The 2,527-nt window shown below is 34.1% G+C and carries 2 protein-coding genes; one reads left to right on the top strand and one right to left on the bottom strand.

The features are described 5' to 3' along the window. Positions 1-516 carry an outer membrane beta-barrel protein gene (locus ABFR62_14055; protein MEN8139542.1) on the bottom strand — a complete coding sequence of 172 codons (516 nt, stop codon included), beginning with the start codon at positions 514-516 and terminating at the stop codon, positions 1-3. Positions 517-1,128: 612 nt separating this feature from the next. Here ABFR62_14055 and ABFR62_14060 point away from each other — a divergent pair. Beyond that, positions 1,129-2,385: a cytochrome c peroxidase gene (locus ABFR62_14060; protein MEN8139543.1), complete on the top strand. Its 1,257-nt coding sequence runs from the start codon at positions 1,129-1,131 to the stop codon at positions 2,383-2,385. The last annotated feature ends 142 nt before the right edge of the window (positions 2,386-2,527 follow it).

Raw genomic sequence — 2,527 nt, forward strand, 5'->3', positions numbered from 1 at the left:
TTAAAACATATACTGTAATGTTGCACCAACTCTAAAAAACGAACCTTCTGCTACTGTAAATCTGGCTTCCGGAGCAAGGTTTAATTTGTCAGTTAATTTGTAGTTTGCACCTACACCAATATTAAAGCCAACATCGGTGCCATTTTCAGTCATTTCCGGTGTACTAAATCCATACCCAAAATCCATAGCAGGTATAGTAACTTTCCAAAATGTAAGACCTAAACCGGCCAATCCATATACATTAAGCTTATCATTGTGCTGATAAAAATTATAATGCGCATCAAAATCAAGCATATTCCATTTTACATAATCTTTTTCAAAAATATGTGTAAATGCAATAGCAGCTTCCCACTGTGCGTTTATTTCGTATGCCCCGTTAACTGTTAAACCAACATTATTTATGTCGGAAACAAAAAACAGACCACCACCTGCACGTAGCTTTGAGGCATCAAATGACTGTGAAAATGAACTTACGCTTAATAAAACTGTTAGAGTTAAGAAAAATACTTTCTTCATAATTGTTAGATTTTGAATTGAGTTATTAATTAAAGGTTAAAAATTAAATTTTGGCATAATACACTGTATACTCACATACAAAATTCGGGTCTATAAATCATATGCGATACCTAAAAAGCAGAAAGCTTCCGGAAACAACTAATTAAATACAAAATTTTCTACTAATAAAAGGATTTTTATTCATGTGACCACATAAAAAGTAGCGATTTTTTTACAATGACGTATCCGACTATACTTCACAACTGTTAAACGTAGTTATTATAAATTATAATAACTACGTTAACCCGGTACCGGGACCAATTATTTGGAACATTACTATCAAATAAACTTGTGAATTCATACATTATATTTACAGGCCTGGAAGAATTTTTGTTTAAATTAATATACTAATTTAATTGTTTTAATTACAGTTATAAATCGTTTGTTTGAGATAAAAACTACCATTATATATCACTTTATATTTCGTTTAAAAACAATACTCCAACAGACTAACCTTAAGGCAAATACCCCCTAACCTGCTTCCATATATTATTTATATTCATTAACTTTAATAGCTTTAAAAATTTGATATTGTTTTAACTGTTAATGTTAGAGTTAACTAAACTAAAAACTATGAAGAATTTAAAGGACTTTTTTGTAATAATTATGATTTTATTCGCAAGCGGATCATTTTTCTCCTGCGAAAAAGAAATCAACACTGAAGGTAACAATATATCGAACCTTAAAAAAGCTAATACCTCCGAATTAGCACCTATGGAACAGCTGGGTAAAGAAATATTCTTTGATAAAATATCTGATCCTGGCTCGATGTCCTGCGCAACTTGTCACGGTCCTTCTGTAGGATTTACGGGGCCCAATCCGGGTATAAATAATGGTGGATCTGTTTACAGAGGAGCAATTCCAACACGTTTTGGAAACCGTAAGCCACCAAGTGCTGCTTATGCAACATTTAGTCCTGTTTTTCATTACAACTACATTGAAGAACTATTTATAGGAGGAAATTTCTGGGACGGAAGAGCAACAGGTTATCACCTGGGTAATCCTGCAGCAGATCAGGCATTGGGACCATTTCTTAATCCTGTTGAACAAAACAACCCTTCGAAAGAAGCTGTACTTACGCATATTTCTAAATCAAAATATGCAGGATTATGGGAAGAAGTTTGGGGTGATCCTATAAGTTATGAGGAGGAGAATATAGAAGGAAATTACGACAGAGTAGGATTATCAATTGCTGCATACGAAGCCTCATCCGAAGTAAATGCATTTTCATCAAAATACGATGCCTATCTTGACGGGGAAGCAGAGTTAACAGCTCAGGAAGAATTAGGCATGGAACTATTTAATAATAAAGGGAATTGTGCAGCCTGTCATCCAAGTGAAATATCGGATGGTGGTCAAAAACCGTTATTTACCGATTTTTCATTTGATAATCTTGGAGTACCGAAAAATCCTGAAAATCCTTTTTACAATATGGACAAGGTTTATTTAGAAGATGGTTCACCCATTAACCCCGATGGATCTGCCTGGATTGATACAGGACTTGGAGGTTTTCTGGCATCTAGCACTGACCCTGCATGGCAGGGTATGGCAAATGATAATATGGGTAAACATAAAGTACCAACATTGCGTAATGTGGGTAAAAAACCGGGTAATGGTTTCATAAAAGCTTATATGCACAACGGTGTATTTAAAAGCCTGAAAGAAATAGTTCATTTTTACAACACACGCGATGTTGATGGATGGCCTGAACCTGAAGTAAGTGAAAATATAAATACAGATGAATTAGGTAATCTGGGATTAAGCAATGATGAGGAAGACGCCATTGTAGCATTCATGATGACTCTTTCTGACGGATATAGAAAAAAATAATTCTAAGAAGAAGATAACCACTCTACATCAAGGGTGGTTATCTATTTATTTACAAAAGGCAATTTAAAACGCTAAAAGCAAGGTATTAAACAGCTCAAATCATCGGCTGTAAGTTACTTTCTAATATTTTTCTTTTCTCAAT

It is taken from the genome of Bacteroidota bacterium (assembly GCA_039714315.1).
Taxonomy (GTDB): Bacteria; Bacteroidota; Bacteroidia; order Flavobacteriales; family JADGDT01; genus JADGDT01.

Excerpts from the sequence above, each read along its gene's own strand:
- ABFR62_14060 (MEN8139543.1), top strand. The coding sequence starts at position 1,129 with ATGAAGAATTTAAAGGACTTTTTTGTAATAATTATGATTTTATTCGCA.
- ABFR62_14055 (MEN8139542.1), bottom strand. The coding sequence starts at position 516 with ATGAAGAAAGTATTTTTCTTAACTCTAACAGTTTTATTAAGCGTAAGT.